We start from the raw sequence: 24234 nt of genomic DNA, 5'->3' as shown, positions 1-24234 counted from the left end.
TTGTCTTGGCGTGTACGCTGCCAACAATCCAGAAGTTTCGTCACTGAGGCCTTCAACTATGGTCACAGGCCCGTGTCCGGGGGCTGCGTTGCGTCCCGAACTGGCGAAACAATCGCGGATATGTTCCGTAATGCGGTAAAGCAACCGCTGATCCGGACCTCATCGATGCGTATCGGCATCCGCAGCGCCATCTCCGCCCTCGTCCTGACCTCGATCGTGGTCAGCGCCGTCGGCGTGCATCTGTTGTGGTGGCGCACCGCACAACGGGTGAGCCAGACGCTGGCCGACACCATCAACGACCAGATCGTGTCCGCGGTCGGCGACGAGCTGCAGTCGATCACGACCGAAGCGCGCTCGTCGATGACGGCGGTGCGGACGCTGCTGATTGAGAAGGTGCTGGACGCCCGCGACGCGCGCAAGCGGCAGTTCGTGTTCCTGTCGCAATTGCAGTCGCAACCGACCATCTCGTGGGTCGCGTTCGGCTGGCCGGACGGCTCGTTTTTTGGCGCCCACAAGCTCGGCGATGCCGGCGTCGAGATGCTGACCATCTCGCCCGACCGCAAGCTGCGTGCCGATCAATACGACTATGCCGGCATCGACATCAAGCCGAGGGGCAGCACCGTCGAGGACAGCAAATACCTGGTCACGGAGCAGCCCTGGTTTCGCGATGCGATCGCAGCCCGCGACCAGCAATGGTCGACGCTGACGGCGCTGCCCCGCGGCGAGCGGCTGGCCGCGATGCTATCGGTGCCGATCGACGTCGACGGCGAGCGCACCGGCGTGCTCGCCATCATCATCGAATTGACCCGGGTGTCGAACTTCCTCTCGCAGCTCACGGTCGGCAAGTCCGCGGGCGCCTTCCTGCTCGATCGCGACGGCAGCGTGATCGCGTCTCCCGATGCTGACGCCGACGAGTTGAATGCGCTGAAGACCGACCACCCGCTGCTGCCGGTTGCGGTCGCCGCGATCAGGCAGGCCGGCAAGGCCTACGATCCCGGCGAGGGCGAGGCGTACCGGTCCCAGGTGACGCGGGACGGGCAGGCCTATCAGGCGGTGCTGACGCCGATCTCGTTCCCGGGCTGGTCGCTAGTGACGGTGGTGCCGGAAGCCGAATTCCTCGGCCCGGTGCGGATGACGATCCGCAACCTGCTGATCGGGCTCGCGGCGCTGATCGCGGGCGCCGGGCTGTTGTCGGCCTGGCTGGCGCAGCGCCTGATCGCGGCGCCCCTGATCAGGGTGGTCGGCGAGATCAGGCATGTCGAGCGCTTCGACCTCGACAAGGTCGAGCGGCATCCGTCGCGCCTTGCCGAGCTCGAGAACCTCTCGGGCGCGATCGGCGACATGGCGCAGGGGCTCGCCGCGTTCCGCAAATACATTCCCGCCGATCTGGTGCGGCGGCTGGTCAGCGACGGCAACGGCGCGCGGCTCGGCGGCGCGGTGCGGCCGATGAGTGTGATGTTCATCGATCTTGCCGGGTTCACCGGCATGTCGGAACGGCTCGGCGACCGCATCATCCCCTTGCTGTCGCGCTACTTCGACATCGTCTCCGCGGCGATCCAGAAGGAGGGTGGCACGATCGACAAGTTCATTGGCGACGCCGTCATGGCGTTCTGGGGCGCGCCTGCGGCCAACCCGGACCATGCCGCGGATTGCTGCCGGGCGGCGCTCGCCTGCCAGCGCGCGGTCGCGCAGGCCGGCCTCGCCGACGACAAGGGAGAGGCGGTCAGGATCCGCATCGGCATCAATTCCGGCGACATGCTGGTCGGCAATATCGGCTCGGAGGTGCGGCTCAACTACACCGTGATCGGCGACGCCGTGAACATCGCGAGCCGCCTTGAGGGCACCAACAAGGTCTATGGATCGACGATCATCATCGGTCCGGAGACGCGGCGTCTGGCCGGTGACCGCATCGTCGTCCGCGAGCTCGACCGGCTCGCCGTCTACGGCCGCGCCGGCGGGCTGGAAATCTACGAATTGATCGCAATGGCCGACGAGGGCGCCGTCGCGCGCGACTGGATCGCGTCCTATGAGGCCGGGCTTGCGGCCTGGCGCGCCGGCGATTTCACCGCGGCGATCGCGGCGTTCGAGAGGTCCTTGCAACTTCGCGGCACGGATGCGGCCTCGGCGCAGATGATCGCGCGATGCAGGCATCAGCTCGCCAATCCCACCGATGAGGATTGGGACGGCACCACGGTGGCTCGGTCGAAATAGCGGCCTCGCTTTTGCTGTGGCTGCGACAAAACAGCCCGACGGGCAACTCAATGCGAAGCTGCGTCCTCATCCTCACCCGTCATCGCCCGGCTCGAGCCGGGCGATGACAGTGCGTGGTGTGGCAACTTGAATCGAGAACCATCCTCATCGTCGTCCCTGCGAAAGCAGGGACCCATAACCACAGGGTTTTGTTGTTGAAGCGAGCTGCGGCCCCAGTGCTGCAAACCAATTTGCATCGGTGGCTATGGGTCCCTGCTTTCGCAGGGACGACGATGGGGAAAGAGCCGTGTACTCATCGCTATTACCATCACGGCTTGCGCGCGCCTTTGCCCGGTGCCGTCTCGAACTCCCGTCCCCGAATCCGCACCAGATCGTCGGCGGAATGCGTCAGCAGCACCACTGTGGCCTCGCGTGCAGCCTCGGCATCTCCCGCGACGATCGCGTCCAGCACCGCGCGGTGCTCGATCAGCGCGCGCGGGCGGTGCGAACCGGGGGCTGCGATCGTAAAGCTCTGGCGCAGGGTGATCTCGAACATCTGCGCGATCGGCCAGAAGAACTCGTTGCGGGTCGCGAAATAGATTGCCTGATGGAACATGATGTCGGCGGCGACGAACTCCTCATTGGTCCTTGCCGCGTCCATGCCGTCGCATCCGACGCGGATGCGGGCGATGTCGTCTTCTGCGGCATGGGTCGCTGCCAGCGCCGCGGCGGCGGGCTCGACCGCGGAGCGCAGCTGAAACAACTTGGCCAGATAGCGATCGATCTCCGTGGTCTCGAGGTGCCAGCGCAGCACGTCGGGGTCGAGCTGATTCCACTGCTCGGGTGGCCGCACCCGCGTGCCGCTCTTCGGCCGCGACTCGATCAACCCTTTGCCGGTCAGCGTCCGCATTGCCTCGCGCACCACGGTGCGGCTGACGTCCATCATCTCGCAGATCTGCATTTCCGGCGGCAGCGTCTCGCCGACGCCGATCTCGCCGCGCACGATGCTGCTGCCGACCCGGTCGGCGACCTGGCTGTGCACGCTCCGGCGCAACGCGTTGGAGGTCTGGAACATCGGAAGCCTCGCTGCGGTTGGTTGTCTGCACCGCCGCCGCGGCGCTCTTGCACAACCGAATGTGTTTTGTCATACATTATGACAAAAGCGCTGCCAAGCTCGCGCCAGGCGGCGGGCGGCCAAGAGAACGCCAAGACAAAGAGACGACAAAAACGATCCGTTCCTGGGGAGGAGCATCATCATGATCTCGAAGCATGTGAACCGCCGCATCGTGCTGCGGTCGTCGGCCGCGGCTGCGGCGTGGCTCGCCGCCGCGCCCGCCATCATCGGCCGCGCAGAGGCTGCGACCATGAAGATGCGGTGCTCGTCGTCGCTTCCGAACGACCCCAAATATGCCAACGGCCGCGTCTACTACGACAACCTCGTCAAGAGCCTGAAAGCCAACGGGCTCGGCGAGCAGATCGAGGTCACCTTCTTCCCCGACAACCAGCTCGGCCAGGAGATCGACGTCATCAACTCGGTGAAGCTCGGGGTGATCGACCTGATGGTCTCGGGCTCGTCGATCTCGGCGAACCTCGTGCCGTTGGTCGGCACTTTCGATCTCGGCTACCTCTTCACCAGCTACCAACAGCAGACCAAGGCGTTCGATGCCGGCGCCGCAAAGCCGATCGAGGATGCGCTGCTCAAGGGTGGCAGCATCCACATCATCGCCTGGGCCTACAATTTCGGCGCCCGCAGCGTGCTGGCGAAGAAGCCGGTGAAGACGCCGGACGATCTCGCCGGCCTGAAGATCCGCACGCTGCCCAACCCGATCATCACAGAATGCCTGCGCCTGATGGGAGCCGCGGCGACTCCGCTGGCGTTCGGCGAAATCTATACGGCGCTGCAAGCCGGCGTGCTCGATGGTCTTGAGCACGATCCGCCGACCATTCTGGCCAGCAAGTTCTACGAGACGGCGAAGCACTACGCGCTGACCCAGCACATTTTCTCGCCGCTCGCGGTCTATTTCAGCGATACCACCTTCAACCGCATGGCCCCGAAGCTTCGCGAAGGCTTCCTCGACGCGGCGAAGCAGGCCGCGACCGACACCCGCGCACACGGCCTTGCGGTGGAGAAGGAGGCGCTGGCGACCCTGGTGGAGAAGGGCGTCACCGTCGTCGAATGCGACAAGGAGGCGTTCCGCAAGCGCGTGCTGCCGCAGACCGACAATTTCATCAAGGCACGGCCCGAGGCGAAGGCCGTCGTCGATCTGATCCGCGCCACCCAGGCCTGAGGTCGGCGCATGTCAGTCGCCGCAGTTGCGACGAGAAGCAGCGCAGATCGGATCACGGCGCCGCTGCTCGCCATCAGTGACGCGATCGCGGCGATCCTGCTCGCCGCCGATCTCGTGGTGGTTTGCGTCTCGGTGCTGGCCCGCTTCCTGTTCAATGCACCCGTCGAATGGTCCGACGACGTCGCCCGCGGCCTGATGGTCGGGTCGAGTTTCTTCGGTGCCGCGAGCGCGCTCGCGCGCAGTGAGAACCTCGGCGTCGCCTTCTTCGTCGACATGCTGCCGCCGGCCGTGCGGCGCGTCGTCGATGCGGTCGGTGCGCTGCTGGTCACCATCATTGCCTTCTATGTCGCGTTCAACGCCGTCAAGATGGGCTGGTTGACGACCGGCCAGACCTCCGGTTCCGGCCTGCCGCTGGAATGGACGTTCTATCCGATGGGCGTCGGCGCGGCGTTCATGACGATCTTCGCGTTCGAGACGTTCTGCGGCCGGCCGCTGCGCGACATGGTGGCCGGCATCGTCGCGACCGCAATCATCGCCGGCCTTTATCTGGCCTGGGATGCGTTTGCACCATCGTCCGTGCCGTCGTCGCAGGCGTTGATGCTGATCGGCTTCTTCCTCACGCTGTTCGGCGGATTGCCGATCGGCTTTGCGCTAGCGCTGGCGGCGCTGATCTTCATCTGGGTGGAGGGCACGCTGCCCGGCGTGATCTTTGCGCAGCAGATGGCGCGCGGCATCGACAATTTCGTGCTGCTGGCGATCCCGTTCTTCATCCTGGTCGGCTATTTGATGGAAGCCAACGGCATGTCGGTCCGTTTGATCGAGCTGTTGCAGCGCGCGGTCGGACGGATGCGCGGCGGCCTCAACGTCGTGATGGTGATGTCGATGGTGCTGTTCTCCGGCATCTCCGGCTCCAAGATGGCCGATGTCGCGGCCGTCGGCTCGGTGCTGATCCCGGCGGCACGCCGCTCGCAGCAGAACCCGGGCGGCGCCGTGGCGCTGCTCGCCGCTTCCGCGGTGATGGCGGAGACCATTCCGCCCTGCATCAACCTGATCATTCTTGGCTTCGTCGCCAATCTGTCGATCGGCGGCCTGTTCGTCGCCGGCATGCTGCCGGCCGCGCTGATGGCGCTGGCGCTGATCGCAGTGTCGATCATCTTCGGCAAGCGTCCCGCCGCGAACGAGGAGCCCGAGCCGCGCGCCGCAGTATCGGGCCTGTGGACCGGCGCGATCGCCTCGTTCGGGCTGATCTTCATGATCTTCTTCGGCTTCAAGAGCGGCTTTGCCACGGCAACGGAAATCTCCGCGTTTGCCGCGGTCTACGCCATCGCCGTCGGCAGCCTCTTGTTCCGCGATCTCGGCGCCAAGAGCCTCGCGCATTGCTTCGTGCAATCGGCTATTCGTTCGGGGCTGGTACTGTTCATCGTTGCGGCGGCGCAGTCGCTCGCCTTCATTTTGACGCTGCAACAGGTACCGCACGCGGTCGGCGAGCTCATGCTGGCGATCTCGGGCAGCCACGGCGTCTGGCTGTTCATGCTGCTGTCGATCCTGGTGCTGGTGGTGATGGGCTCGGTGCTGGAAGGCGCCGCGGCGCTGATCATCTTCGGGCCGCTGCTGCTGCCGGTTGCCGTCAAGCTCGGCATCGATCCGCTGCATTTCGGCATCGTGCTTGTGATCGCGATGGGGCTCGGGCTGTTTGCGCCACCACTTGGTCTTGGCCTCTACGGCGCCTGCCTGATCGGCAATGTGCCGATCGAGCAGACCATCAAGCCGATAGCAGGGTATCTCGGCCTGCTGTTGCTGTGCCTGCTGGTGATCGCGTTCGTGCCCGCCATCAGCACGGCCTTGCCGCATGCGCTCGGCTATTAGGGGAATAGAAGCGTGAAGGTCCTGCTCGCTCATACGCCGCAGATGCGCCGCGACTATTACGGCGAGCGCAGCCTGAACGGCCTGCGCGCGGTCGCCGACGTCAGGCTGCACGAGGGCGACGAGGCGCTCGACGCGGCTGCCCTGGTCGCGGCCGCAGCCGACGTCGACATCATCGTCGCCGATCGCATGACGCCGGGGCCCGGTGATATCTTTCCGCGGCTACCAAAACTGAGTGCCTTCGTGCGCTGCGCGGTCGATATCCGCAATATCGACGTCGCGGCAGCATCCGCCGCCGGCGTGCTGGTGACGCAGGCGAGCGCCGGCTTCATCCAATCGGTCGCCGAGCTCGCGCTCGGCTTCATGGTCGATCTGTCGCGCGGCGTCTCGCGCGCCACCGCTGACTATCATGCGGGCAGGGCGCCCGAGGTCGTGATGGGCCGCCAGCTCGCGGGCAGCACGATCGGCATCATCGGCTATGGCAGCATCGGGCGCTATCTTGCCGGGATCGCGAAGGTGCTCGGCATGAAGGTGCTGGTTGCCGATCCCTTCGTGACGCCGGACGATGCGGCGATCGAGCATCCGCCGCTCGACGATCTGCTGGCGCGCGCCGACTACGTCGTCTGTCTCGCGATCGCCAATGCAGAGACCGAGAACCTGGTCGGGCGGGCCGCATTGGCGCGGATGCAGACGCACGCGTTCTTCATCAACCTGTCGCGCGGCAATCTCGTCGACGAGGCGGCGCTGGCGGCCGCGTTGCGCGAGGGCCGCATCGCGGGTGCGGCGATGGATGTCGGCCGCGCGCCCGACCAGATGCCGACGCCGGAGCTCGCGAAGCTGCGCAATGTCATTGCAACCCCGCATGTCGGCGGCCTGACGCCGCAAGCCATCGAGCATCAATCGTCGGAGACCGTGCGCCAGGTCGCGAAGATCATCGCCGGCGAGATCCCTGTCGGCGCCGTCAATGCCGAGCACTGGACGCGGCGGGCGAAGCCATGAACCTTCGGCCGATCCCAATGCGGTCCGAGGGGCTGGACAAGACCTTCGCATCCAGCTCAAACTTGAGCCTGTCAAACCGCGGCCCTGAGCGCGCGGACAATCAATCAACGGACGTCCCGCAACAAACGACGGGCGCCGAGAGGGAAACAGGGAGTGCATCACATGGCCATTTCACGCCGTGACGTCATATTGGGCAGCGCCGGTGCATTGGGCGCCGCCTCATTCTCCTTCCCGGCTCCAGCCATCGCACAATCGGAACCGATCAAGATCGGCTGTCTCGCGGCGATCACCGGCCCGAGCTCGGCGCCGACCGTAGGCTTCAACCGCGGCGTCAACTTCGCGGTCGACGCCATCAACGGCGCGGGCGGGGTGAAGGGCCGCAAGATCGAGCTTGTGATGCGCGACACCCAGGGCGACCCGACCAAGGCGGTGAACGCCACGCAGGAGCTGATCAGCCAGGCCAAGGTTCATGCGATCTGGGGCCCGCTGAATTCGGGCGAGGCGCTGGCGACGACGCCGATCATGGCGCGGGCCAAGATGCCCGATTTGCACCCTTGCGTCGTCGAGACCCTGATCGATCCGGTCAAGTTCCCCAATGCATTCCGCATCGCGCCGTCGAACAATCAATGGGACGATGCCGTGCGCAATTATTGTCTCAAGATCCTCAAGGTGAAGAAGGTCGCCGTGATCGGCGACACCACCGGCTATGGCGTCACCGCGGTCGGGGCGTCCGTCGCGGCCTTCAAGAAAGACGGTGCCGAAGTGGTCTATCAGGCCAACATCGACGCCACGCAGCCCGACATGACGCCCGACATGCTGCGCGCCAAGAATGCCGGCGCCGAGGCGATCGTGGTGTGGAGCGTCTCGACCGGCATGGAGGCGCGCATGTTCAACACCCGCGCCGCGATGAACTGGGACGTTCCGTTCGTCGGCCACCCTTCGATGGCGTCGGGCGAGCTCGCGAGCCTGGTCGCCAAGCCCGAGAATTGGAAGAAGGTCTATGCGATCGGCTACAAAAGCTGCAGCTATGACAGCGCCGGCAAGCTGCCGCCAAAGAGCGCAGACCTGGTCGCACGGCTGACCAAGGCCAACATCGCGCTGAACGACACGCTGCTATGGTGGATCGCGGGCGGCATCGACTGCATCGAGCTGATCGCGAAAGCAGTTGCGGAAAGCGGCTCGACCGACAGCGCCGGCATCGTCAACTACTGGAATTCGCTATCGACCTATCCCGGCTATTTCGGCAATTACCGCTTCTCGCCGACCCAGCATAACGGCTATTTGACCGAAGAGATCGTGATGTCGGAAGCCTCGACCGCCAAGGACGGCACCTTCGCGCTGGCGCCGGGATACACATAGAAGGGCGAGGGCGCGGCCGATGCTGGCCTCGATCCTTGCATCCGGTCTCGCGGCGGGCGCGATCTACGCGCTGGTCGGCGTCACCTACAACACGATGTTCTCGACCTCGCGGGTGATGAGCTTCACCGCCGGCCAGCTCGCGATGCTGGGCGGCGTGTTCGGCTCGATGTTCACGCTGAAGCTCGGCCTGCCGATCGCTGCCGGTTTCGTGCTGACGCTGCTCTGCTGCGCGGTGATCGGGATCATCACCGAATTCGTCGCGGTGCGGCCGGTGCTCAAGAGCCTCGACCAGCATCTGTACGTGCTGTCGACCCTGGCGGTCGCACTGATGATCCAGCAGGTCACCGCGATTAAATGGGGCACCGAGCCACAGCCGTTCCCGCGCATCGCAGGATTCGGCGAGGGCGTTTGGGACGAGAAATTCTGGCTGCCGGTCGCCGCCTGCGCGATCACCATCGTCGGCCTTGAGTATCTCTACCGCCGCACGCTGGTCGGCCGCGCGTTCCTGGCCATCGCGGAGGACAATTTCGCGGCGCGGGCGCTTGGCCTGCCCGAGCGCAATCTGCGCGTCGCGAGCTACGCGCTCGCCGGAGTGGTCGGCGGCATCGCCGGATTTTCCGGAGGGCAATTGCTGCTGGCCTTCTTCGCCAATGGCGCGCTGCTCAACTTCTACGGCTTCGTGCCGGTGGCGCTCGGCGGACTCGGCAATAACCGAGGCGCGATCATCGGCGGGCTGGCGCTCGGCCTGTTCCAGCAGGCGGCGAACTTCCTGGTTGGCGGCATCTTCTCCTCGGTCGCGGTGTTCACGCTGTTCATCGTGGTGCTGCTCGCGGCGCCGCAAGGCTTGTTCGGCGCCTCGACCGCGCGGAGGGTGTGATGACCTCGGTCGCAGCCACTTCGCCCCGAACCGACGGCGGCGCATGGCGCGCGGCGCTGCCGCACATCCTGCCGTTCATCGGTATCTTGGTCGCGGCGGTGCTGCTGCCCTTCGTCAGCAACGACTATTGGGTGTTGATCGGCACCCGCGCCGCGATCTACTGGGTGCTGGTGTCCGGCCTCAATCTCGTCGTCGGCTTCGCGGGGCATCTCGCGATCGGTTATGTCGCGCTGCTGACGCTCGGCGCCTACACGACCAGCGTGCTGGTCGCCGGCAACGTGATGCCGGCTATTCCGGTATTCGCCGCCTTGCCGGTCGCGGGCCTCATCGGCGCGATCTTCGGCGTGATCGTCGGCCTGCCGGCCTTGCGCCTGCGCACCTTCTATTTCGCGATGTCGACCTTGGGCTTTGCGACCATCGTGACCCAGATCGCGCTGGCCTGGCAGAGCGTAACCGGCGGCGGCATCGGCATTGCCGGTCCGGAATTCCCGGCGCCATTCAACACGCCGTGGGGTTTCTACGGCCTCTGCATCGCGTTTGCCGCGTTCACCACATGGATGAGCGCCAACGTCGCGCGCAGCCGCTTCGGCCGTGCGCTGATCGCGGTGCGCGACGCCGAGGTCGCGGCCGAAGCCAGCGGCATCTCCAAGCCGAAGATGCTGATCGCGATCTTCCTGTTCGCCGGGGCGCTGGCGGCGATCGCCGGCGGATTGTTCGCGACGCTACAGACCTACATCACGCCGGACGCCTTCACCTTCGATCTCTCGGTGCTGTTCTTCATCGCGATCCTGATCGGCGGCCGCGGCTCGATCCTCGGGCCGATGCTCGGTACCATCATCCTGACCATCCTGCCGGAGATCGCGGCGCCGCTCGCGGCGTGGTCGACCTTCCTCTACGCGGTGCTGCTGCTGCTGATCGTGCTGGTGATGCCCGGCGGCATCGCGGCGCTGCTCGATTTCCGCAACCGCCGTCCGCTCGCCAGCAACCGCGCCATCGTTCCGCGCCCGGCGGCGCTCGCCGACATCGTGCGCCGGCGCGACGGTGGCAAGACGCTGCAGTTGCGCGGCATCGCGCTGAGCTTCGGCAATGTGAAGGCGATCGACGGCCTCGACCTCGATGTTGCGCCTGGCCAGATCCATGGGCTGATCGGACCGAACGGCAGCGGCAAGACCACCACGCTGAACGTGATCTCCGGGTACTACGCCGCGAAGGCCGGCACCATGACGCTGGGCGATGCGGCGTTGCCGGCCGGCCAGCCCGTGCTGCGGGCGATCAGCGGCATCGCGCGCACCTTCCAGACGCCGCGCGTGATCGGGGAAGCCTCGGTGCTGGAGAACGTCATGATTGGCGGCTCGATCGAGGGCAGGGCGAACTTCGTCGAGGCGATGCTCGCACTGCCGCGCAACGCTGCGGACGAACGTCTGCTTGCCGCCAAGGCGCGGGCGCTGCTCGGCGTGGTCGGGTTGGAGGCGCTCGCCGATGTGCGCGCCGACCGCCTGCAGCACAGCGAGCTGCGCTTCATCGAGATCGCACGCGCCATGATGCTCGATCCGGATTTCCTGCTGCTCGATGAGCCCGCGGCTGGCCTCTCCAACGACGAGATCGAGCGGCTGGCGAGCCTGATCAAGGCGATCTGCGGCCGCGGCACCGGTGTACTGCTGGTCGAGCATCATGCCGACCTGATCTTCGACATCTGCCACCAGGTCACCGTGCTCAATCTCGGCCGCACGCTGGCGGCGGGAACGCCGGCGGAGATCCGCGTCCACAAGGAGGTCGTCAGTGCTTACCTCGGCGGCTGAACCTCTGCTCAACGTGAGCGGGCTGGAGTCCGGCTACGGCAAGATCCGCGTGCTGCACGGCATCGACGTGACGATCGCCGCCGGCGAGGTCGTCGCATTGCTCGGTCCGAACGGCGCCGGCAAGACCACGCTGCTGCGCGCGATGTCGGGTCTGTTGCCCGTCAGTGCCGGGCAAGTGCGGTTCGGCGGTCGCGACATGACCAACGCCACGCCGCGCGATGCCGCACGCGCCGGGCTCGTGCATGTGATCGAGGGTCATCGCGTGTTCACGCAGATCTCCGTCACCGACAATCTGCTGCTCGCCGGCTATGATCTGCGGCGCGCCGAACGCGCCGCGCGCATCGAGGAAGCATTGTCATTCTTTCCCGAGATCGCCGAGAAGCGGCATGAGCGCGGCGGCGCACTCTCGGGCGGGCAGCAGCAGATGTTGACGGTGGCGCAGGGCCTGGTCCGCCGGCCGCGGCTGTTGATGCTCGACGAGCCATCCGCGGGACTGTCGCCGGTGCTGGTCGATCGCGTCCTCAACGTCATCGGGCGGCTGCGCGAGCAGGGAACCTCGGTGTTGCTGGTCGAGCAGCTGCTCGAGAAGGCGCTGGCCTGCGCCGATCGCGTCTACGCGCTGGTGCAGGGAACGATCGCGCTGGAGGCCGTGACCGGCGAGAGCGACCTCGCCCATCGGCTCGAGCGCGCCTATTTCGGCCATGAAAGCCACGCCCTGGCGTAGGGCGCCGTTCCAATTTCGTCAGTGCCGAGTCTCGTAGCCAGAGTGCTGTCGAACGCGCGCTAGCGGAAGTAGGTGAGAAACTCCGTCGGATCGATCGGTTTCGCAATCGAGGGCTTCTCGGTCCTTTCCGGGCCCTCCTTCACGACGTACATGTCGATGAGCTTCGCGCCGGAGAGATTGCGCTCGACCATCGCTCCGGTATCCATGTTGATTGCCGACGCGCCGCAGTCGTGGAAGACCACGGTGCCGTAGTCCGGGAGCTGCAGCGGGGTTGGATTTCCCGGGAGAGCCGACCGCTCCATCACCCATTCCGCCGTCGCGCCGGGAATCTTGAAGGGTTGCCCCAGCTGGGTCATGGGTGCGGTTTGAAAGAACTGCACGGAGCGACTGGTCGTGAGGTTCGTGATCACGAACGACACGCCGGTGCGATCGGGCGCCACCTGCATGAGGCACATGATCAGATCGCCGGCATGAATCTTCGGCGACACGAGCGTGATGGGATGCGCCTGGGCCGGATCGCCCCTTACCCACCATTGCCACCACGCGAAGAACGAGGTCGTCGGGCTGCCCGCGCCCGTGGCGGGGTCGATGTTCTGCGCGGTGCCGATCTGCGGCAGCGTCGATCTGTAATACCGACGTTGTCCATCAAAGCCGATCCACGTCGAACTGTGATATGTCTCGCTGGCGCGGCCGCTCGCCGGCTGGGTTGGCGTCGGCACCTGAAACTTCCCCCAGATCGACGAGAATACGGTGCCATCCCTCGGCATTATGTAGGCGCCGGACCAGTTGAGGCTGCTTTCCCGCCGCGGCGATTGGTCGAGCGATCGGCGCAGGCCCGCCGTGACGGGGGAAAGCACGTGGAAATCGAACGCCTCGAACGCCACCGTCGGACCAAACATCTTCTGCCAGAATGCGTACTCGGCCGGCTGCAGCACCGGGTCCGGTCGTCTTGGAAAACCGAGCGCCTTCAACTCGTCTTGCGACGCGACCATCGTGCGGAATCCAGTGGGAGGAAGCACGCTGGTTGTCGAATCCCTGATGACCTTCCTCAGGCCTTCGGTGTCGTATGTGGGGCTCCGCCCGTCCCGGGTGCTCATTGCCATTCGCCTGCGGCAGCCGCGATTGCGGCGTCAAACATCGGCACGACGTTTGGTGTCAGAATGACGGTGTCCAGCAGATCCGCGATTCTGGCGCCGCCTTCCGAATCCTTCGGATAATGCACGCCGGCAATCTCGCGGTTTCGGGCGATCGAATCCGCCAGGATCGACAGGTCGGATTTCCAGACGGCCTGGTCGGCCGCGGACATCGCCGTCGCAGCGAACACCCGAAGCATACAGTTCTTCATGAAATGCGCCTGGGTGGAATGCCCGCTTGGCCAGGATGAGTGACCGGGGACCTGGATCGGCGGCAGCAATGCGGGGCAAATCTGCGACGGCCGAGGCAAATCGTATCTGTCCTTGAAATACAATGCCGCAAAGGACCCAATCAAACTCGCGATATTCAACAGGCGCCAGGTTTGCGTATGCGAGCCGGGCCTGGCGGTCAGCACGGCCAGAAAATCCGTGAAGAATTCAACGTCCTGCGAGAGGATCAGGCCCATGGCATCCGGCCGCTCATCCCGCGCGGCGAGCACGAGGTTGTCGATCTGGGCGGCATAGCCGGCGACCAGGTCGGCCCGAATCTGCGTGAGGGTAGCGTCGGCGTCGACGGTCGCTGCCCAGCCGGGGGCATTGGCGACGAACTGATGCAGGACACGCCACGCATACCATTCTGCAGACCATTGCCGGCTGCCGAAATGCGCCGGCGGCGTCCGCCGCAGGGTGCTCAGCTCGTTGGTGCCCGAGGGGTCGAGCCTCGTGACGAACGGCAAGTCGACGCGGTCTGAGATAAACCAACCACCCCCTCCGACGTTGCCGGTGTTTCCCGTATTGCCGGTGTTTCCGGTATTGCCCGTGTTACCCGTGTTGCCTGTCATTGACGTCTCTCCCTCTGTCGGCAGTTGTCGTCAGCAATAGCAGTCAATCAGGAAGCCCCGCCGATCGCAGGTGGCCGAGCCAGGTTTCCAATGCATCGCCACGAAACGGGCAGTGTGGCGCGTAGGACGAAATGCGGAATCCAGGTTGAATTTCCAGGTAGCGGCGCGCCGCCTCCGCCGCTTCTTCACGACGGCCCAAGGCACCGAGCGTGACGATCAGCAGGCGATGATTGAAGCGAATAAGTCCGTTGCGGTTCAGTGCGCCACGCACCCACTCCAATGCCTGCTCATAATCGCCATTCACGTAGTGAGCCTGGCCGAACAATCCCTCGTGCCAGAACGAGCGCGCGTCGAGCGGCGAGAGCCGGACGCCCTGCTCACCCTGGTGCAGGGCGGCAGGGCCGTCACCGAGAAAGCCGGATGTTGCGCTCGCCATGGTCCAGGCCATGGCCGAACTTGGGCCGGCGGCAATCGCGCGGTCGAGGGCTATCCTTGCGCTTTGAAAGTCGTGCAGCAGGAATGATTGGACGTGACCATACACCGCCAACGCGAATGCATCGTCACCGCCTCGATCGATCGCCTCCTTGGCGTATCTGGCGCCGGCGATGACGTCACCCTCGGGATCCGGCGATCCGATTTCCCCGATCCGGAACACGTACCACAGCGCGACGTAGGAATAGGCCAACGAAAAATTAGGGTCGTATGAAATGGCTTGCTCGAGCAGGCCACGCGCTTTGGAGAAGGAATCGTAGTCCATCCGGTACAGCAGATCGAGCGCCTGCAACACGAGGTCGTAGGCGGTCAGGTTCTCCGGATGTTTGCGCATCGATCGCATCAGTTCGCGCTCGCGAACCTGCGGCGCGATTTGTCTTACGACATTGATGGCAATCCGATCTTGGAGCGCAAACAGCTCGCCAAGGTCGCCTTCGTGCAAATCCGAACGAATGACTTCGCCCGACTCGGCGTCGCTGAGCTCGGTCACGATGCGGACCGAGGTCACCGTCCTCTGAATCCCGCCATAGAGGACATAGCGAACCCCGAGCCGACGTCCGATCTCGCGCACGTCGACGTTGCGGCCGCTGAAGCCAAGGCTGGACCCGCGCGATACGACAAAAAGCTCCTTGAGCCCGGCCAGGCCGCGAATGATGTCGTCAACGACACCATCGGCGAAATAGCCCTCTTCCGGCGTGGCCAGGTTCATGCGGAACGGCAGCACGGCAATCGAGGGGCGGGGTTCCGAGCCCACCGGGGCTTCGCCAACCAGCTTCGCGGGCTGCATGGGTCGGTGGAGCGCATACACGCGGACAGGCCGGCCCATGTTGCGAAGATGCAGATCACCAAGATCGATCACGCTGACGTCCAGGTCCTGGCCGATCTGCTCCGCAACGGCTCCCGACACCACGACGCCGCCCGCTTGCGCATAGTTCTGAAGGCGCGCGGCGATATTCACGCCCTCGCCATAGACGTCATCCTCTTCAACGATGATGTCCGCGGCATTCAGCCCGATGCGAAAGCTGATGCGCTCGTCGGCGGGCATCGCGGCCGTGTTCACGGCCAGGGCTTCTTGCAGCGAAAGAGCGCACCGCGTTGCATCGCGCGCGGTATCGAATGTCGCAAGGAAGCCGTCGCCGGTATTCTTGACGATCCTGCCGTTCTGCGCCGTGACGCCGGGGTCGAGGACTTCCGAGCGCAATCGCATCAGCCGGGTATGGGTGTTTTCCTCGTGCGCCTCCATCAGGCGCGTATACCCGACCACGTCTGCCGCAAGGATTGCCGCGAGACGTCGGCGAACTTCCGGGACCGATGGGGTCATCATATTATTGATACTTCTGCAAAATTTTACTGATACGCGACTAAAATCCGGCACGAAGAAAAGGACATCAACGCGAAAAGGATATCTTCATCAAGATCATAAAGGAAGGGTCCATCCGGTGGGCTGTGCCAACCAAGTGCGCTGGTACAGTATGATGTTTGCAACCTTTGAGGGGGTGACCGTGGGCGCGCAATCGCGATCCGCCCGACGAGTGGATACGGTGCGGACCAAGCAGGCATTCGCGCCTTGAACATGCAACGCAAATGCGTCCCTTGGCTTCATGGCTGGATCATCGTCGCGGCGAAACTTGTCTCCATTGATCTGGGTCAATGCGGGAGCGGTGTTCTCCTTTCTTCCCGCCGATCAGGGGCGAGATTAGCCGGGAGCGCGGCGTTACCGCTGGAGCGACCACCATCGTCGGATCCGGTGCTGCCAGTCGTCCGATGGAGCGTACTCGGAAGTCCCGCAGATAACAGAAGGTCACTGACATGGCCGAGGTGGTTGACATCGCGCGCAAGTCTGCCGCGCCAGGCCTGATTGTCTATGAATTGCTTCACACAATTTGGCCTGTTGATTGAGCGAATTGACGCGGGCTGGTGGAATACCGGCCCTTGAAGCCGCCTTGTCGGTCCGTGGGACTTGACCGTCAGCGGGCGCGGGCTGAAACAGGTAGTCGTCCTCCAACCCTGGCAACGAAGCCCCCCATGCGACTTCCCTTCTTCTACGGCTGGATCATCGTCGCGGTGACCTTCGTCACCATGGCGATCGGCGTCAACGCACGGACGGCATTCTCGCTGTTCTATCCGCCGATCATCTCCGAATTCGGCTGGGAGCGCGGCGTCACCGCGGGCGCATTCTCGTTCGGCTTCGTTGCCTCGGCGATCGCGAGCCCGCTGATCGGCCGGCTGATGGACCGCGGCGGGCCGCGCGCGGTGATGGAGCTTGGTGTGCTCTTGATGGGCTCCGGCCTGCTGCTGGCGCCGCTGACCACACAGCCCTGGCACCTCTATCTCACCATCGGCGTGCTGGTCGGCGCCGGCAGCGTCTGCCTCGGCTATTCCGGCCAATCGCTGTTCGTGCCGAACTGGTTTCTCCGCCGCCGCGGGCTGGCGATCGGGCTCGCCTTCGCCGGCGTCGGCATCGGCTCGGTGACGTTGCTGCCATGGGTGCAGCACATGATCGAGCACACCGGCTGGCGCACCGCTTGTACCGCGATGGGGATCGTGGTGCTGGTCGTGCTCGCGCCGATCAACCTGTTGCTGCACAAGAAGCCGGAGGACATCGGCCTGCAGCCGGACGGCGATGCGGCGCCGACGGCGACGTCGGCCAGGCCGGCATCGAACATCGTCGATCCTGTGTGGGCCGGCACCGACTGGACGCTGTCGCGTGCGCTGCGCACCGCGCGGTTCTGGTGGATCGCGATCGGCTATTTCTGCGGCCTGTACATCTGGTACGCCGTGCAGGTACACCAGACCAAATTCCTGCTCGACATCGGTTTCAGCTCCAATGTCGGTGTTTGGGCGCTTGGCGTCGTCAGCCTGCTCGGCATTCCCGGCCAGATATGGCTCGGGCATCTCTCCGACCGAATCGGACGGGAATGGGTGTGGGCGATCTCGTGCTTGGGCTTCGTGATCTGCTTTGCCGCGCTCGCCGCCTTGAAATACTGGCCGAGCATGACGCTGATCTATCTCATGGTGTTCACCCAGGGCGCGCTCGGCTATGGCCTGACATCCGTGATGGGACCGGTGGTGCTCGAGATCTTCCAGGGCAGGCACTACGGCAGCATTTTCGGCACCGTGATGCTGGCCGCGCTCGCCGGCGGAGCCGCGGGCCCGTGGATCACGGGTCAGCTCTACGATCTCTCGGGCAGTTATACCAGCGCGTTCCTGCTCGGCATTACCGTCAGCCTGCTGTCGGCATTCGCGATCTGGCAGGCTTCGCCCCGCAAGGTCCGTGCCGTCGCCGGACAGATGCACAAGGCCGCGAGCGCCGCCTGACGCGTCAGGCGGATGAAACGCCGATCGCCCGCTGCAGGTCGGTGATCGCGCGCAGACAACTGTCGGCGGGTGTGGTCTCCGGATCGATCAGGCGGTGCAGGCGGAAACCATCTTCCAGCGCCAGCACGATCGCGCCGGTCCAGTCCGGATTGAGTCTGGCGTTCCTGCCGCTGTTCTTCTGCGCGGTCTCGACGATGTCGGCGATCAGCTTGCGCCGTGCGCGCAAGCGCTTGGCGAGTTCGGGCCTGCGCTTCTCGGCGCGTGCCACGAACAGGATCATCTCCATATGCAGGAGAGGCGAGCGGCCGAGCGGATCCTGCCGGCTGCGGTCCACGGTGCGCAACGCCTCCAGGAAGTCGGCGAGGTCCTTGTGCTTGGCGAGCAAATCGAGATTGCGCCGGATCGATTGCTCGACGTGATCCTCGAGCATCGCGAAGATCAGCTCGTCCTTGCTCTTGAAGTTCGAATAGAAGGCGCCGCGGGTGAAACCCGCCGCGGCCGCAATCGTCTCGATGCTGGCGCCGCCGATTCCCTGTTCCTCGAACACCTGCGCCGCCGCCTCGAACAGCTTCTCGCAGGTGTCGTCCCGTGTCGGTCTGGTTCGAACCCTTGACATCGGCGCAGTTTAGGGCAGAATGCAACTCGATACAAGAGTGTATCGAGTTGCATTTGATAAAACGAGAGTTGCTAAAACCAGAATGGCCACACCCGCGTTGGTGCGGTCTTGAGGATGACACCAAGGCGCGCCAGAGTGCAGGCACCGGCGTAGCGCACGAACGAGGTCACCATGAACGAGCAAGTTCAGCCGGCCAGCGGCGAGCCGCTTTTCAATCCACTGGCGCCCGAATTCATTCGTAATCCCTATCCGTACTATGAGCGGCTACGCCGCCTCGATCCGATGCATGTCAGCACGCACGGCGCCTTCGTCGCCAGCCGACACGCCGAGGCAAGCCTCGTGCTGCGCGACAAGCGGTTCGGCAAGGATTACGTCGAGCGCTCGATCCGCCGCTACGGCCCCAAGATCATGGAGGAGCCGGTCTTCCGCAGCATGAGCCACTGGATGCTGCAGCAGGATCCGCCCGACCACACCCGTCTGCGCGGCCTTGTCGTCAAGGCCTTCACCGCACGCCGGGTCGAGGACATGCGGCCGCGCATCCAGCAGATCGTCGACGAGACGCTCGACCGCATCATTCCGCAAGGAAAGATGGACCTGATCGAGGATTTCGCATTCCGCCTGCCGGTGACGATCATCTGCGACATGCTCGGCATTCCCGAGGAGCAACGCGAGGCCTTCTATACCGGCTCCCGTGATGGCGGCCGTCTGCTCGATCCGGTGCCGCTGTCGGCGGAGGAGATCAAGAAGGGCAACGCCGGCAACGTGATGGCCGCGATGTATTTCCACCAGCTGTTCGAGCTGCGCCGCAGGCAGCCGGGCGACGACCTCACCACGCAGCTGGTGCAGGCCGAGGAGGACGGCCAGAAGCTGACCAACGAGGAGCTAACCGCGAACATCATCCTGCTGTTCGGCGCCGGCCACGAGACGACCGTGAACCTGATCGGCAACGGCCTGCTCGCGCTGTTCCGCAACCCGGACCAGCTCGCGCTGCTGAAGGCCAATCCCGGCCTGATCACCAATGCGATCGAGGAGTTCCTGCGCTACGATTCCTCGGTGCAGCTGACCGGCCGCGTCGCGCTGGAAGACATCGAGGATCTCGGCGGCAAGCGCATCCCGAAGGGGGAGAGCGTGCTGTGCCTGCTGGGCTCGGCCAACCACGACGAGGCGGTCTATCCCGACCATCCGGAGAAGCTCGACATCCAGCGGCCGAACGTGAAGCCGCTGTCGTTCGGCGGCGGCATCCATTTCTGCCTCGGTGCCCAGTTGGCGCGGATCGAGGCCGAGATCGCGATCTCGACGCTGCTGCGCCGGATCCCCGACCTGCGGCTCGATGACGCGGAAAATCCGGAGTGGCGGCCGACCTTCGTGCTGCGCGGGCTGAAGCGGCTCCCTGCGAGCTGGTGACATCCCGGATGTGGTGACATCCGGGACGTGCGGCAGGGCATTAACCCTGTCGCGGCGGCCGGTGTGCACGCACGCTTGAGCGGAAAACCGTCATCCGCCTGACGTCGCAGCGGTAATGCCGCTGTGACTTCGCCATACTTGTCTCTATATTTGGGTTGCTCCGGCCGAGGGTTCAGCTCCGCGGAGCGGGCTCAAAGGGAGACACCGTGCAGACGACGCTGCTCGGCCTGGCAATCGCCTTCATTCTTGCACTGGTCGCTGCGCTGGTCGGTCCGTATTTCGTTGACTGGAACCAGTTCAGGCCGCAGTTCGAGGCGGAGGCGTCCAAGATCATCGGCACGCCGGTTCGTGTCGCCGGCAATCTCGACGCGCGTCTGCTGCCTGCGCCGTCGCTGCGGTTGAAAACCGTCACCGTCGGCGGCGCCCACGACCTCGGCAAGATCCGGGCCGCCAATCTCGACGTCGAGCTCAGCCTGAGCTCGCTGATGCGCGGCGAGTGGCGCGCGAACGAACTCACCATCAACGGCATGTCGCTCGATCTCGGGCTCGATCCGAAAGGGCGGATCGACTGGTCGCCGTCGAGCGGGAGCTTCAGCCTGGCCTCACTGGCAATCGACCGCCTCAATCTGACCGGCCGCATCGCACTGCATGATGCCGCGAGCCGCAGCACGCTCGAGCTGAACGACATTGCCTTCAGCGGCGATGTCCGCTCGCTTGCCGGCGCGGTCCGCGGCGACGGCAATTTCATGTTCGACGGCAACCGCTACCCGTTTCGGATCTCCTCGGGGCAAAGCGCCGACGGCAGCGGCACTCGCCTGCACTTCAACATCGATCCCGGGCAGCGCCCGGTGTCGGCCGATCTCGACGGCATCCTGACCTTCGAGGCCCGCGCGCCGCGGTTCGAGGGGAGCGTGACTCTGGCGGGCACACCTGGCCAGCGCGCCGGCAGCGACATGCCGCCCTGGCGGATCGCGGCCAAGATCAAATCGGATTATTCGGCGGCACGTCTCGACCAGGTCGAGGTGAGCTATGGCGGCGAGGACCGTGCGCTGAAGCTCGCGGGAAATGGCGATCTCCGGTTCGGCGCGTCGCCGCTTCTGCGCGCCTCGCTTTCGGCACGACAGCTCGATGGCGACAAGTTCGCCGCCAAGGATAGCGCCAAGGACGGCAACAACGGCAATGTCGAGCCGGTGCGCGTGCTGCCGGCGATGCGCGCGGTGTTGTCGGGTCTTCCGCAAAGCCCGATCCCGGCGCAGCTGGAGCTGACGTCCGAGCAGATCATGCTCGGCGGCCGTCCGTTGCAGGACATCTCGGCCGAGCTGCAATCGGATGCGAAATCATGGACCGTGCGCCGGCTGGAGTTTCGCGCGCCGGGATCGACGCGGGTCTCGATGAGCGGCGCCAGCGCGCAGCCCGGCGCCTCGAACAGTTTCAAGACCGCGCTCAACATCGAATCGTCCGATCCCGATACGCTGATGAGCTGGCTGCAAGGGCGGAGCGATATCGCCTACCGCAGCCAGAAGCCGCTGCGGTTGCGCGGCGACGTCACGGTGTCGCCGACCGGCTTTTCGATCGACGCGATGAAGGCGGAAATCGAGAGCGGCTCGGTCGAGGGCCGCGTCGCGGTCTCGCATCGCGAGGCGACGAGCGACTCCAAGGTCGAGGCGCAGTTGAAGGCGGAGCGGCTCGATCTCGATGCGACCGCGGCCTTCATCCGCTCGCTGGCGGGCCCGCAAGCGGAATGGCCGGACGAGGCGCAATTGTCGCTCGACGTCGGTCGCGCGATCTCTTCGGGGCAGGAATTGCGGCCGCTGCTCGCGAAGATCGCCTACAGCCCAAAGAACATCGTGCTCGAGCGCTTGAAAATCGGTCAGCCCGACAATGTCACGCTCGATGGCAGCGGCAATTTCGATCGCGCCAATTCGACCGGCAAGCTCGCAGTCGATGCGACCGCCGCGTCGCTTGGCCGGCTGACGGCTGTGGTCCAGCCGTTCGCGCCGGCGCTTGCCGCGCGGCTCGGCGTGCTGCGCGCGGATGCTGGTCCGGTTCGCGCCAGGCTTGCGCTCGACCTCGGCAAAGGCAAGGCCGCCGATCACGTCAGCGCGCGCGCGACGGTCGACCTCGACACGCCGCAGCTCAAGGGCAATACAGTGATTTCGGCGACGCCGCCGGTGGCTGCGATCCGTGCGCTGGATGTCGACGCACTTCGCAACAGCGACGTGACCGCCGAGGCGAAATTCTCTGCGAGCGAGGGCAGTACGCTGCTGGCGCTGCTTGGGCTTGACCGCGCGGTCGCAGCCGGTGCGGGCCCGACGCAGTTCGAGGGCACCGCGAGCGGCGCGTGGCATGCGCCGCTGCGGCTGAAGGCGCGGCTCTGGGGCGCCGGGCTCGACGTCGATGCGGAAGGGACCGCGGAGCCGTGGTCCAAGAACGGGGCCGGCGAGAGCAAATCGAGCGTCAGCCTCCGTGTCCGCAGCGCCGACATCAGTCCGCTGCTCAATCTGAAATCATCCGATCCGGCGGCAAACATCCGCCTATCGTCGCGGGTCACGCTTGCGGGTGACAGGCTGACCTTCGACGATCTCGACAGCATCGTCGCCGGTTCGCGGCTGCGCGGTCGGCTGGCGCTGACGCTCGCCGATCAGAAGAGCCTCGATGGCGAAGTCGGCCTCGATCAGATCACGCTGGCGCCGATTTTCGCGGCGGCGATCGGTGCGGTCGGTCACGATGCGACGGAGCCGCTCGGCCAAGGGCTGACGAGCGCCTGGCGCGGCAAGGTCACGTTCGAAGCGTTGCACGGTCTGCTGCCGGGCGGTGCCGAGCTGCAGCCGGTCAGCGGCATCATCAGGTCGGATGGGCAGTCGCTGACCTTCGACGGCGTCAAGGGCAAGATCGGCGGGGGCGAGGCGACCGCCTCCATCGATGCGCGACAGGGCGTCAACGGCCTCGCCCTAAATGCAAATGTGCAGCTTTCGGGTGTCGACGGCTCGGCCTTGCGCTACCGCAGTCTCGCGATGCCCAAGGGACGCGCTTCGATGCAGATGACGTTGTTGACGCAGGGCCGTAGCGCCTCGGCGCTGATCGGTGCGCTGTCCGGCAGCGGCGCCGTGACGCTGGAGGGGCTGAACCTTCCGGGGCTCGATCCGCGCGCGTTCGACGTTGCGATCCGCGCCAGCGATTCCGGGCAGGCGACCGACGACACGCGGCTGAAGCAGATCGTCGAACCGGCGCTGGCAACCGGCGGGCTGGCGGTCGCTTCGGCGCAAATCCCCTTCAACATCCGTGACGGCCGCGTCCGGTTCGGCACCACCACGCTCGCGGCGAGCGGTGCCAATGTCATCGTGTCCGGCGGCTACGACATTCCGGCCGACCAGGCCGACATCCGCGCCGCGCTGGCATCGACGCAGGTCGGCACCGCGAGCAGCCGTCCGGAAATCCAGCTGCTTGCGGTGGGCACACCCGACGGATTGTCGCGCAGCGTCGACATTGCGGGGTTGTCGTCGTGGCTGGCGGTGCGCGCGATCGACCGGGAGACCAAGCGCCTCGATGCGATCGAGCGTGGCGAACCGGCGCCGCCGCCGACCCCGGCGGCCCTTCCGCCGCCCGCAGCTCCAGCGCCCGATGCGCCCGGCGCGAATTCGGCGGCAGTGCCTTCGGCCAACTTGCCGGTGCCGGGCCCTGACCCGCGCCGCGTGCCGGCGAAGCCGAAGATCGTTGCGCCGCGGCCGCCGATCATCCCGCCGGCCGCCACAGCGCCTGCCGCTGTGCCGCCTGCGCCGGTTGCGAGCCAGCCGCAGCTGGCGCCGCTGCCGCCGCCGATCGAGGTCAAGCCGGTGCCCGGCGCGGCCAGATCGAGGCCGCTGCGGCCGCCGCTCTCGCTGACGCCGCAGGTCGCCAATCCGCCGCCGCGGCCGGCGATGCAGAACTAGCAAGCGCCTCCGGGCGAAGTGGGGTCAGGTTCGCGTGATGAAAACGCTTACGAGCGGTGCTGGAGAATATTGATCAGCCGGCCGAAGGGATCGCGGACGTAGAAGCGCCGCACGCCCCATGGCTCCTCCGCCGGTCCGTATTCGATCGCGATGCCGGCGGTCCTCATCCGATGCAGCGCTTCGTCGAGGTCGTCGACCTCGATCGAGAGATCGGGCACCGGCGTGCCGGAGCCGCCTTCCGAAGCGAAGCTGATTTGGACCTGCATCGTTTCGGATGAACCGTAAGTCGCAACCCAACCGAAATCCATCAGCACTTCGAGGCCGAGGATGTCGCGATAGAACGACTTCGCTGCCGCGACATCTGATGCGGCAACGTTCGCGACGATGCGATTGACCTTCAT

General features: G+C 65.5%; 17 protein-coding genes. 11 read left to right on the top strand and 6 right to left on the bottom strand.

The window, feature by feature from the left end:
• The first annotated feature begins 165 nt into the window (after window positions 1-165).
• The gene (locus Q0030_RS22600) at window positions 166-2211 is read left to right on the top strand and encodes an adenylate/guanylate cyclase domain-containing protein (protein WP_298371837.1); all 2046 of its coding nucleotides are present in this window, start codon (window positions 166-168) and stop codon (window positions 2209-2211) included.
• Between the two features lie 307 nt (window positions 2212-2518).
• Here Q0030_RS22600 and Q0030_RS22595 read toward each other — a convergent pair whose 3' ends face one another.
• Complete coding sequence (locus Q0030_RS22595; protein ID WP_298371835.1) at window positions 2519-3265, bottom strand: FadR/GntR family transcriptional regulator; 747 nt, start codon at window positions 3263-3265, stop codon at window positions 2519-2521.
• A gap of 181 nt (window positions 3266-3446) precedes the next feature.
• On the opposite strand from Q0030_RS22595, the gene Q0030_RS22590 reads away from it, so the two are divergent.
• The 7 genes from Q0030_RS22590 to Q0030_RS22560 all read left to right on the top strand — a co-directional run bounded on the left by Q0030_RS22590 (window position 3447) and on the right by Q0030_RS22560 (window position 12099).
• Window positions 3447-4478, top strand: coding sequence for a TRAP transporter substrate-binding protein (locus Q0030_RS22590; protein ID WP_298371833.1), 1032 nt, complete (start codon window positions 3447-3449; stop codon window positions 4476-4478).
• A 9-nt stretch (window positions 4479-4487) separates the two neighbouring features.
• A complete protein-coding gene (locus tag Q0030_RS22585; RefSeq protein ID WP_298371831.1) occupies window positions 4488-6344 on the top strand; it encodes a TRAP transporter large permease subunit in 1857 nt (618 codons plus the stop codon).
• 12 nt (window positions 6345-6356) lie between these two features.
• Window positions 6357-7340, top strand: coding sequence for an NAD(P)-dependent oxidoreductase (locus Q0030_RS22580; RefSeq protein ID WP_298371830.1), 984 nt, complete (start codon window positions 6357-6359; stop codon window positions 7338-7340).
• Between the two features lie 162 nt (window positions 7341-7502).
• On the top strand, window positions 7503-8699 hold the full coding sequence (locus Q0030_RS22575) for an ABC transporter substrate-binding protein (RefSeq protein WP_298371828.1): 1197 nt from the start codon (window positions 7503-7505) through the stop codon (window positions 8697-8699).
• 19 nt (window positions 8700-8718) lie between these two features.
• Window positions 8719-9576 carry a branched-chain amino acid ABC transporter permease gene (locus Q0030_RS22570; protein WP_298371826.1) on the top strand — a complete coding sequence of 286 codons (858 nt, stop codon included), beginning with the start codon at window positions 8719-8721 and terminating at the stop codon, window positions 9574-9576.
• Entirely contained in the window at window positions 9576-11375 is a 1800-nt protein-coding gene (locus Q0030_RS22565) for an ATP-binding cassette domain-containing protein (RefSeq protein WP_298371825.1), read from the top strand. The genes Q0030_RS22570 and Q0030_RS22565 overlap by 1 nt, the downstream gene beginning before the upstream one ends.
• Window positions 11356-12099 carry an ABC transporter ATP-binding protein gene (locus tag Q0030_RS22560; RefSeq protein WP_298371824.1) on the top strand — a complete coding sequence of 248 codons (744 nt, stop codon included), beginning with the start codon at window positions 11356-11358 and terminating at the stop codon, window positions 12097-12099. Before Q0030_RS22565 ends, Q0030_RS22560 begins: the two co-directional genes overlap by 20 nt.
• Before the next feature lie 59 nt (window positions 12100-12158).
• Here the strand turns inward: Q0030_RS22560 and Q0030_RS22555 are convergent, their stop codons facing one another.
• From Q0030_RS22555 to Q0030_RS22545, 3 genes are read right to left on the bottom strand one after another with little or no spacing between them, the layout of a single operon-like run.
• Complete coding sequence (locus tag Q0030_RS22555) at window positions 12159-13196, bottom strand: A4/G1 family peptidase (RefSeq protein ID WP_298371822.1); 1038 nt, start codon at window positions 13194-13196, stop codon at window positions 12159-12161.
• Window positions 13193-14074, bottom strand: coding sequence for a phosphatase PAP2 family protein (locus tag Q0030_RS22550; protein ID WP_298371820.1), 882 nt, complete (start codon window positions 14072-14074; stop codon window positions 13193-13195). The genes Q0030_RS22555 and Q0030_RS22550 overlap by 4 nt, the downstream gene beginning before the upstream one ends.
• A gap of 43 nt (window positions 14075-14117) precedes the next feature.
• Window positions 14118-15887 (bottom strand): adenylate/guanylate cyclase domain-containing protein, encoded by a 1770-nt coding sequence (locus Q0030_RS22545; RefSeq protein ID WP_298371818.1) that lies wholly within the window; start codon window positions 15885-15887, stop codon window positions 14118-14120.
• Window positions 15888-16591: 704 nt separating this feature from the next.
• Between Q0030_RS22545 and Q0030_RS22540 the strand changes: the two genes are divergently transcribed.
• Window positions 16592-17884 carry an MFS transporter gene (locus tag Q0030_RS22540; protein WP_298371816.1) on the top strand — a complete coding sequence of 431 codons (1293 nt, stop codon included), beginning with the start codon at window positions 16592-16594 and terminating at the stop codon, window positions 17882-17884.
• Between the two features lie 4 nt (window positions 17885-17888).
• Here the strand turns inward: Q0030_RS22540 and Q0030_RS22535 are convergent, their stop codons facing one another.
• The gene (locus Q0030_RS22535; protein ID WP_223975511.1) at window positions 17889-18500 is read right to left on the bottom strand and encodes a TetR/AcrR family transcriptional regulator; all 612 of its coding nucleotides are present in this window, start codon (window positions 18498-18500) and stop codon (window positions 17889-17891) included.
• Window positions 18501-18671: 171 nt separating this feature from the next.
• On the opposite strand from Q0030_RS22535, the gene Q0030_RS22530 reads away from it, so the two are divergent.
• Entirely contained in the window at window positions 18672-19904 is a 1233-nt protein-coding gene (locus Q0030_RS22530) for a cytochrome P450 (protein ID WP_298371813.1), read from the top strand.
• A gap of 206 nt (window positions 19905-20110) precedes the next feature.
• Window positions 20111-23833, top strand: a complete 3723-nt coding sequence (locus tag Q0030_RS22525) for an AsmA family protein (RefSeq protein WP_298371811.1) — start codon at window positions 20111-20113, stop codon at window positions 23831-23833.
• Window positions 23834-23880: 47 nt separating this feature from the next.
• Here the strand turns inward: Q0030_RS22525 and Q0030_RS22520 are convergent, their stop codons facing one another.
• Window positions 23881-24234: a VOC family protein gene (locus Q0030_RS22520; protein WP_298371809.1), complete on the bottom strand. Its 354-nt coding sequence runs from the start codon at window positions 24232-24234 to the stop codon at window positions 23881-23883.

Origin of the sequence: uncultured Bradyrhizobium sp. (genome assembly GCF_947648125.1) — a bacterium.
GTDB lineage: Bacteria > Pseudomonadota > Alphaproteobacteria > Rhizobiales > Xanthobacteraceae > Bradyrhizobium.
Note: the sequence above shows the minus strand (reverse complement) of the source record. Positions and strands in the feature narration are given on the sequence as shown.

Bases quoted from the DNA above. Each gene is read 5' to 3' on its own strand.
- Q0030_RS22540 (WP_298371816.1), top strand. From the start codon at position 16,592: ATGCGACTTCCCTTCTTCTACGGCTGGATCATCGTCGCGGTGACCTTC.
- Q0030_RS22590 (WP_298371833.1), top strand. From the start codon at position 3,447: ATGATCTCGAAGCATGTGAACCGCCGCATCGTGCTGCGGTCGTCGGCC.
- Q0030_RS22565 (WP_298371825.1), top strand. From the start codon at position 9,576: ATGACCTCGGTCGCAGCCACTTCGCCCCGAACCGACGGCGGCGCATGG.
- Q0030_RS22595 (WP_298371835.1), bottom strand. From the start codon at position 3,265: ATGTTCCAGACCTCCAACGCGTTGCGCCGGAGCGTGCACAGCCAGGTC.
- Q0030_RS22570 (WP_298371826.1), top strand. From the start codon at position 8,719: ATGCTGGCCTCGATCCTTGCATCCGGTCTCGCGGCGGGCGCGATCTAC.
- Q0030_RS22555 (WP_298371822.1), bottom strand. From the start codon at position 13,196: ATGAGCACCCGGGACGGGCGGAGCCCCACATACGACACCGAAGGCCTG.
- Q0030_RS22530 (WP_298371813.1), top strand. From the start codon at position 18,672: ATGAACGAGCAAGTTCAGCCGGCCAGCGGCGAGCCGCTTTTCAATCCA.
- Q0030_RS22600 (WP_298371837.1), top strand. From the start codon at position 166: ATGCGTATCGGCATCCGCAGCGCCATCTCCGCCCTCGTCCTGACCTCG.
- Q0030_RS22585 (WP_298371831.1), top strand. From the start codon at position 4,488: ATGTCAGTCGCCGCAGTTGCGACGAGAAGCAGCGCAGATCGGATCACG.
- Q0030_RS22550 (WP_298371820.1), bottom strand. From the start codon at position 14,074: ATGACAGGCAACACGGGTAACACGGGCAATACCGGAAACACCGGCAAT.
- Q0030_RS22535 (WP_223975511.1), bottom strand. From the start codon at position 18,500: ATGTCAAGGGTTCGAACCAGACCGACACGGGACGACACCTGCGAGAAG.
- Q0030_RS22575 (WP_298371828.1), top strand. From the start codon at position 7,503: ATGGCCATTTCACGCCGTGACGTCATATTGGGCAGCGCCGGTGCATTG.
- Q0030_RS22520 (WP_298371809.1), bottom strand. From the start codon at position 24,234: ATGAAGGTCAATCGCATCGTCGCGAACGTTGCCGCATCAGATGTCGCG.
- Q0030_RS22545 (WP_298371818.1), bottom strand. From the start codon at position 15,887: ATGACCCCATCGGTCCCGGAAGTTCGCCGACGTCTCGCGGCAATCCTT.